Annotated in this window: 7 protein-coding genes; 6 read left to right on the top strand and 1 reads right to left on the bottom strand. The window is 74.0% G+C overall.

What is annotated here, in order from left to right:
• Window positions 1–154 precede the first annotated feature (154 nt).
• The 4 genes from ACZ7GX_RS32815 to ACZ7GX_RS32800 are packed head-to-tail and all read left to right on the top strand — an operon-like array spanning window position 155 to window position 2,691.
• Window positions 155–625, top strand: coding sequence for a YbaB/EbfC family nucleoid-associated protein (locus tag ACZ7GX_RS32815; RefSeq protein WP_498782385.1), 471 nt, complete (start codon window positions 155–157; stop codon window positions 623–625).
• 13 nt (window positions 626–638) lie between these two features.
• Entirely contained in the window at window positions 639–950 is a 312-nt protein-coding gene (locus ACZ7GX_RS32810; protein WP_498782383.1) for a type VII secretion target, read from the top strand.
• A complete protein-coding gene (locus tag ACZ7GX_RS32805; RefSeq protein WP_498782381.1) occupies window positions 947–2,191 on the top strand; it encodes a CdiA C-terminal domain-containing protein in 1,245 nt (414 codons plus the stop codon). Before ACZ7GX_RS32810 ends, ACZ7GX_RS32805 begins: the two co-directional genes overlap by 4 nt.
• A 20-nt stretch (window positions 2,192–2,211) precedes the next feature.
• On the top strand, window positions 2,212–2,691 hold the full coding sequence (locus ACZ7GX_RS32800; protein WP_498782379.1) for a SitI3 family protein: 480 nt from the start codon (window positions 2,212–2,214) through the stop codon (window positions 2,689–2,691).
• A 220-nt stretch (window positions 2,692–2,911) separates the two neighbouring features.
• Here ACZ7GX_RS32800 and ACZ7GX_RS32795 read toward each other — a convergent pair whose 3' ends face one another.
• A complete protein-coding gene (locus ACZ7GX_RS32795; RefSeq protein WP_498782376.1) occupies window positions 2,912–3,928 on the bottom strand; it encodes an alpha/beta fold hydrolase in 1,017 nt (338 codons plus the stop codon).
• Window positions 3,929–3,995: 67 nt separating this feature from the next.
• On the opposite strand from ACZ7GX_RS32795, the gene ACZ7GX_RS32790 reads away from it, so the two are divergent.
• Both ACZ7GX_RS32790 and ACZ7GX_RS32785 read left to right on the top strand, forming a co-directional pair.
• Window positions 3,996–5,777 carry a glycosyltransferase gene (locus ACZ7GX_RS32790; protein WP_498782395.1) on the top strand — a complete coding sequence of 594 codons (1,782 nt, stop codon included), beginning with the start codon at window positions 3,996–3,998 and terminating at the stop codon, window positions 5,775–5,777.
• Between the two features lie 42 nt (window positions 5,778–5,819).
• Window positions 5,820–7,265, top strand: a complete 1,446-nt coding sequence (locus tag ACZ7GX_RS32785) for a class I adenylate-forming enzyme family protein (protein WP_498782374.1) — start codon at window positions 5,820–5,822, stop codon at window positions 7,263–7,265.
• Window positions 7,266–7,276 lie beyond the last annotated feature (11 nt).

Raw genomic sequence — 7,276 nt, 5'->3', positions numbered from 1 at the left:
CCCCCCCCCCCCCCCCCCCCCCCCCCCCCCCCCCCCCCCCCCCCCCCCCCCCCCCCCCCCCCCCCCCCCCCCCCCCCCCCCCCCCCCCCCCCACCGCGCTGTCCGACGCCATTTTTGCGCCCACAGACCGGGTTCCGGCGGTATGGTCGTCGGCATGACCGTGCCGGGTGACTTAGTCGGCGGCGACCCAGCCGAGGTCGAACGCGGTCTGGACGCGTGGGTCGCCACCTTCGAGCACAAGGCCGAGCGGTACCGACAGCTCCAGCAGCGGGTCGAGGGCGTGCGGATCAGCGCCACCAGTCCCAGCGGCGTCGTCACCGTGACCGTCGACGCCGACGGCGCGCTGGTCGACGCGACGTTCACCGACCAGCTCGCCCGCACCACGCCCGAAGATTTGAGCCGGCAGCTGCTCATCGCGGTCAGGCAGGCGAAAGCGCAGATCACCCCGCGCGTGCGCGAGATCGCCGGCGACACCCTCGGCGAGGACGGCGCCGAGCGGATCGCGGGCTACTACGCGCACAAGTTCGCCGCGTCCGACGAACCCGACCCGCCCGCTGGGCCACCGCGGCGCGGGCCGACCGACCAGGACGACTTCGGTGAGGACTCCGTCTTCGACCAGAGCTGACCGAGGGGAGATCATGGCCGGTTTCGAGGTGATCGGCGGCGACCTTCGCGCCCACGCGGGCAAGGTCGACGCCCACGCGGCGAGCCTGGGCACCGCGGCGGACGCGGCGGCGCAGGTGATGCCCGACGGCGCTTACGGCGTCATCTGCCAGTTCCTGCCACCGCTGTTCAACGACGTGGAAGCCCTCGCGCACGAAGCCCTCAAGGCCGCCCGCGACGGCCTCGGGACCGTGGCCGGGAACCTGCGCGACACGGCCGACGCCTACGACTCCGAGGACGTGGCCGCCGTGCGCGGCTTCACCGCCATCGAAGCCGGCCTGCGGTGACCGGCAACCCGCTGGTCGCGCCGGAGCGCGCTTCCACCCGGTCCTACACCGGCATCGGCATCGCCGAATCGGTCGACGACCTGGTGCGGGGCATCGAGAGCGGCGACTGGGTCGACATCGGGCTGGGCGCGGCGGGCACCGGCCTGGAAGCGCTGAGCATCGTCATGGACCCGTTCGGCTCGGTGGCGTCCAGCCTCGTCTCGTTCATCATCGAGCACGTCGGCCCGCTGCGGGAGGCGCTGGACAAGCTCGCGGGCAACGCCGACGCCGTGGCCGCGCACTCCCGGACGTGGAAGAACATCGCGACCGCCGTCGGCGAGGTGCACACCGCGTACGGCGCCGAGCACTCCGCGGACACCGCCGCGTGGTCGGGCAAGGCCGCCGACGCCTACCGCGCCCGCGCCGCCGACCTCGTCGCGGTGATCGGCGCGGCGGCCCGGGCCGCGTCGGGCCTCGGCAGCGCGGTGGAGCTGGCCGGCGTGGTCGTCGGCGTGGTCCGCGAGACGGTGCGCGACCTGATCGCCGACCTCGTGGGACGCCTCGCGGTGTGGGCGGCGGAGGCGCTGACCATCATCGGCCTGCCCGCCGCCGCGGTCCAGGCCTCGGCCGCCGCCGCCAAGTGGGCGGCGCGGATCGCGCAGCTCGTCAAGCAGCTCGTGCGCACGATGCAGAAGCTGATGCCCCTGCTGCGCCGCCTGGGTGAGCTGTTCAAGCAGATCCGCAAGAAGATGGACGACCTGCGGCGCGGCGGCGACGGCGGCAAGCCGCCGGAGGGCCCTGGCAAGAAGCCGACCCCCGGCGGCGACGGGCACACCGGGCCGTCCCGCTCCCCCGACCCGGACGCCCAACCCGGCGGGACGCGCACCGAGATCGACCCGAAGCACGACGCGGACACCAAGCGGTCGCTGCAACGGGAGAACGAGTCGGCGACCACCCTCGCCCGGGCCGGGTACGACGTCGAGCAGAACCCGGTCGTCCCGGGGGCCAAGAACCCGGACTACCGGATCGAGGGCCGGATCTTCGACAACATCGCGCCGGTGACCGGCAGCCCCCGCAACATCCACAGCCGGATCGCGGAGAAGGTCGAGGACGGCCAGACTGACCGGGTCGTGGTCAACCTCGCCGACAGCCCGGTCGACGTGGAACGGCTGCGCGCCCAGATGCGCGACTGGCCGATCGAGGGTCTGAAGGAAGTCATCGTCATCGACAAGAACGGCGCCGTGGTTCACTTGTACCCGTAGCCCGCGACAGAGGATTGCCAGTGTCCATTTCGTACGGTCTCGCGCTCGCCACTCCGCAACCGGTCGGGCAGGTCGCCGACGCGTTGCACGACGTCGGCGTCGCCGCCGGGCTGCTCGACCCGGCCGTCACCGGCCGGCGCCTGCTCGGCGAGGACGCGGTGACGACCGGCGGCACGTGGCTGCGCGTGGTGCAGGACAAGCCCAAGCCGTGGAACCCGGTGCTGGACGTCCTGGGCGTCGCGCCCACCACGCGCGTCGCCTACCGCTTGGCCAAGACCGACATCGGGCGCCAACAGGGCGACGTCGTCCGCCTGACGGCCGGGCTGCTGGAGAAGGTCCCGGGTAACGCGGTGCTGCACCAGGACTTCGAGACCATCTGGCTGCTGCGACGCGGTGGCGAGCTGCTGCTCAACGACCGGGACGACCTCTGGCCGCCCGACCGCCTCGCCCTGCTCGGCCGGCCCTACCGCCGCGAGACCACGGTGTTCCCCGACGAGTGAGCCGTCGGTAGCAGCGCGGTGATGTCGAGGCCGCCCGTCGGGCGCGCGGTGTTGGGTTCCGCCACACCGTCACCGACGGCCGGCGGATCGTCGGGCACTCCGGCAGCGGCCCCGGCACGGCCACCGGCTGGACGCCACCCCGACCTCCGCTGGGTGGCGATCGTGCTGAGCAACTACGACATCAACGCCAACCCGATCGTGGGTCTGGCCCGGCAGCTCATCACGGCGTGGTCCGGGCAGCGGCGGGCCCGTCGAGGAAGTCCGCGAGCAGCCCGTCGAGGACCTCGGCGAACGTGCCGGGCCGGACCAGCGGACCCAGGTGGTCCAGGCCCGGCACCTCGCCCACCCGTCCCGCGGGCAGTCCGGCGCACGCCGCCGCGAGCGAGTCGCCGCTCACCACCACCGACTCGCCGCCGCGGAGGAACACCGTCGGGCACCGCACGGACGGCAACGCCTCCCGCCACGGGCACGAGATGGCGGTCCGGAACAGCTGCGCCTCCACCTCCGGCGCGCACCGCAGCCGCACCCGGCCGTCCGGCTCCTCGGCCAGCCCCGAGTCGACGTAGTCGGCGAGGACCTCCGGCGCGAGCCGGGACAGCGGCGGCCGCGCGGACCACCGGGCGAGCGCGTCGGCCCGGGACCCGAACACCGCGCGCCGCCGGGCCGCCGCCTCGGCGAAGGCCGGGTCGTGCCGGGTCGCGAGGATCGGCTCGAAGCAGACCAGCAGGTCGAACGTGCCCGGCGCCCGTGCTTCGGCCAGCAGCAACGACGTCGCGCCCAACGAGTGGCCGACGCCGATCAGCGGACCGGCGCCCAGCGCGCGAGCGGCGCGGAGGACGTCGTCGGCGAACACGCCCCAGCCCGCGTCCTCGGCCAACGGCGGCGCGCCACCGTGGCCGCGCAGGTCCAGAGCGGCGGCGCGCAACGGCGTCCGCAGATTTTTCACACACGACCGCCAGACCCGGCCGGTAAAGCCCGCCGCATGGCAGAACAATGCCGTCCGAATGGGCTCACCCGATTGTTCCCGATCATTGAGGAAGTACGGCCCGGAACCGGATTTCGCGAGGTCGGCGACGTCGTCCACGGTGTCCCTTCGGAAGTCCGAGCCACGGGCTGGCGCACCCGCCGAACACCCTCTACGATCAGCGCCGGTAACGATCCAGTTCGCCGGCAGGCGGGTGATCGTCACCGTTTTCGGCACGACCACCACTGATTCACCGCGGTCCGATTCCACCATAGTGGAAGCGACGACCGACGAGGTGGTCGGCGGCGACACCCCGCCGCGCGCGGGCACCACCCCACCCATGTCGTGCTCGACCGGCGCAGCGCGGTGCCGCGTCGTGGCGATTCCCGTCGGTGAAGGGCGCAGTGTGAACCCGACCCCGGTACCGGGCCTGGTCTCGGTCGTCATGTTGGTCCGCAACCGCCTGGAGTACACGCGCCGGGCGCTGGCGTCCCTCGCCCGCGCGTCCGGCGAGTTCGAGATCGTGGTGGTGGACAACGGTTCCGACGACGGCACCGCAGAGTACCTGGCCGAGCTGGTGCACCCCCGCGCGCTCACGACCCTGCGCCACGAGGACGACCGCGGCGGCAGCGAACGGCGCAACGTCGGCGCGGCAGTGGCCCGCGGCGAGTTCCTGCTCTTCCTGGACAACGACGTGCTGGTCGACGACCCCGACGTGGTCGAGGTGCTCGCCGCCGAACTGGCCGCCGATCCCGGTCTCGGCGCGGTGTCGCCGTTGCTGCTCTACCCCGGCGACCGGGAACTGGTGCAGTGCGCGGGCGGCGCGTCCACCGTCGACGGCCACATCGGACCCGTCGGGCGGGGCAAACCCCTCGGCGCGGAGCACCGCGAGCACCGCGAGCAGTCGTGGGCGCCCACCGCCGCGCTGATGGTGCGGCACAGCTCGTTCCGCCGGGTGGGCGGGTTCGACGAGTCGTTCGACCCGGTCTCGCTGTGCGAGGACGTCGACCTGTGCTGCCGCCTGCGCGCCGACGGCGAACGGCTGCGCTACGTCGGGTCGGTGGCGATGCGGCACTTCGAGGGCACCACGTTCAACCACGTCGGCCACGACAAGCTGCCCATCTGGAAGCGCCACATGCGCGTGATCCGCAGCCGGTGGGCCGAGGTCTTCGCGGCCGGACCGGCGCACCGGGCCGCGGACCTGGCGTGGGCGCCGGTCGAGAAGGACTACACCGACCTCGACCGGCCGCGCGTGTCGACGCCGCGCGACCCGGATCCGGCCTCGGCCGACCTCAGCTTCTTCGCCAGCGACCGCGCGCTGGCCACCGCCGAACCCGCCGACGTGCGGGTCCTGGTCGTCGGCACGGACGCGGTGCCGGCGGTGCGCGGCGTGCGCGTGGTCGGCGTGGCCGATCCCGATGTGCGCGCGTTGCTGCCCGCCGCACGCGCGCACAATGCGCCGTGGGCGTTGCGCGACGGCACGCGGCTCGTGCAGACCGTCCCCGCCGAGGGTGTCGTGGTGGAGGTGCCGGACACGGCGGCGGCGCTGACCGCGTTGCGCCGGGGGCTGCACGTGCTGCTGGGCAAGCGCGCCGTGGAGGACCTGGCCCGGCTGGTCGAGGCCGCGCGGCAGGCGCCCGGCCGGTGTTCCGTCGACCTGCCCTGGGCGCACCACCCGGAGCTGGTCGAGCTGGGCAAGGCCGTCGCCGCGGGCGGCGCCGAGGGCTTCACGGTGCGCCTGTACCGGCCTGAGGGCCACGACGTCGTCACCGAGCTCGGCCCGGACGCGCTGGACGCCGTCGAACGCGTGCTCGGCGTGCCGGTGACCGACGTGCGGACGGTGGAGGCGACCCGGTCCCGGGTGCGGGCCGCGGCCGTGGCGGGCGGGGTGACCGGGACGGTCGAGCTCGGCTGGGGCGAGCCCCGGTTCCACTTCGCCGTCACGGGCACCGCACTGGCCGCGGACCTGGTCGCGCCGCCGGTGAGCGGCGCGTACGCGGACTTCGTCGGCGCGCTGCGCGGCGGGCCGGCGCCGTTGACCGAGCTGGACGCCGTCGCCGGCCTGTTCGACGTGGTGCTGGAGTGGCGTTCGGAAGTGGCCGCGCTCCGCCCGACCCCGTGACGTCGCCCGCCCTCGGGCGGCCCGAGCAGGAAGAGCCCTGGGATGAACCTGGTCGACGCGCTGAGAGCCGGAGCCGACGCCGGAGGGTGGCTGGACAGGCCCGCGTACGAGGTCGACGGCGCCATGCTGACGCACGCCGACGTGTACACCGGCGCGGGCCACGTCGCCGGGGCGCTCGCGGGTTCGGGCGTGCGGCCCGGTGACCGGGTCGCGCTCGTGCTCGACGACGGGCCGGACTTCGTCCTGACCTTCCTCGGCGCCGTGCACGCGGGCGCCGTGGCCGCGCCGGTCAACCCCCGGCTGCACCCCGACGAACTGCGCCAGGTGCTGCGTGCCGCCAGGCCGGCGCTGGTCGTGGGCAGGCCGGGATTCTCGGCGGCCGGGTTCCCGGTGACCACCTTCGCCGAGCTCGACGGCGCGGAGCCGATCCCCGTCGTGCCGCGTGCCGTGGACGACCCGGTGTACGCGACGTTCACCTCGGGCACCACCGGCGTGCCGCGCCTGTGCCCGCAGCTGCACGGCGACCCGATCATCCACCACCGCTCGTTCGCCGTGCCGGCGCTGGAGCTGGGGCCCGACGACGTCGTGCACTCGGTGTCCAAGATGTACTTCGCCTACGGCTTGAGCAACTCCCTGTTCTTCCCGCTGCTGAGCGGCAGCCGCGTGGTGCTGAACCCGGAGGCGCCGCTGGTGGACGACGTGCTCGCTATCGTGGACAAGTACAGCGTCACCGCCCTGTTCGCCGTGCCGACGTTCTACGGCAGGCTCATCGCCCACCCCGGCAGCGACCGCCTGGCGAACCTCCGCATCGCCGCCACCGGTGGCGAAGTCCTCTCCACCGCGCTCGAAGGGCGCTTGATGGAGGTCCTCGGCGACCGCCTGCTCAACGGCATCGGCACCACCGAGGTCGGCCAGGCGTTCACCCACAACACCCGTTCGGCGCGCCGCGTCGGCACCGCGGGGCGTCCCCTGCCGCCGTTCGACGTGCGCGTGGTGGACGACCGGGGCGATCCCGTCGAACCGGACGTGATCGGCCGCCTCCAGGTGCGCGGCCCGACGATCACGCTCGGCGTCCACGAGGACGGCACGGCCAAGCGCACCGACGACTGGTACGCGACCGGAGACCTGGCCTCGATCGACCACGACGGCTACGTGACCGTCACCGGCCGCCTGGACGACGTCGAGAACGTGGGCGGCATCAAAGTCCACCCGCTGGAGGTCGAGCACCTGCTGGCCGGTCACGACCTGGTGCGCGAGGCGGCGGTCTGCGCGGTCGCCGACGACGACGGATCGGTCCGACTGCGCGCCTACGTCGTGCGCGCCGACGGCCCGCTCGACGACGCCGAGCTGGCCGACGCGCTGATCTCCCTCGCCCGCCACCACCTGACCGCGTACAAGGTCCCGCGCCGGATCGTCTTCGTGCCCTCCCTGCCGCGCACCGGCTCCGGCAAGCTGCGCCGCCACGTCGTGCGGACCTGGCGGCCCTGACCGGGATCGGG

Source organism: Actinosynnema sp. NPDC037264 (assembly GCF_055603705.1).
This window is presented reverse-complemented; position numbering and strand designations above follow the sequence as displayed.

Bases quoted from the DNA above. Each gene is read 5' to 3' on its own strand.
- ACZ7GX_RS32785 (WP_498782374.1), top strand. From the start codon at position 5,820: ATGAACCTGGTCGACGCGCTGAGAGCCGGAGCCGACGCCGGAGGGTGG.
- ACZ7GX_RS32815 (WP_498782385.1), top strand. From the start codon at position 155: ATGACCGTGCCGGGTGACTTAGTCGGCGGCGACCCAGCCGAGGTCGAA.
- ACZ7GX_RS32795 (WP_498782376.1), bottom strand. From the start codon at position 3,928: ATGGTGGAATCGGACCGCGGTGAATCAGTGGTGGTCGTGCCGAAAACG.
- ACZ7GX_RS32790 (WP_498782395.1), top strand. From the start codon at position 3,996: ATGTCGTGCTCGACCGGCGCAGCGCGGTGCCGCGTCGTGGCGATTCCC.
- ACZ7GX_RS32810 (WP_498782383.1), top strand. From the start codon at position 639: ATGGCCGGTTTCGAGGTGATCGGCGGCGACCTTCGCGCCCACGCGGGC.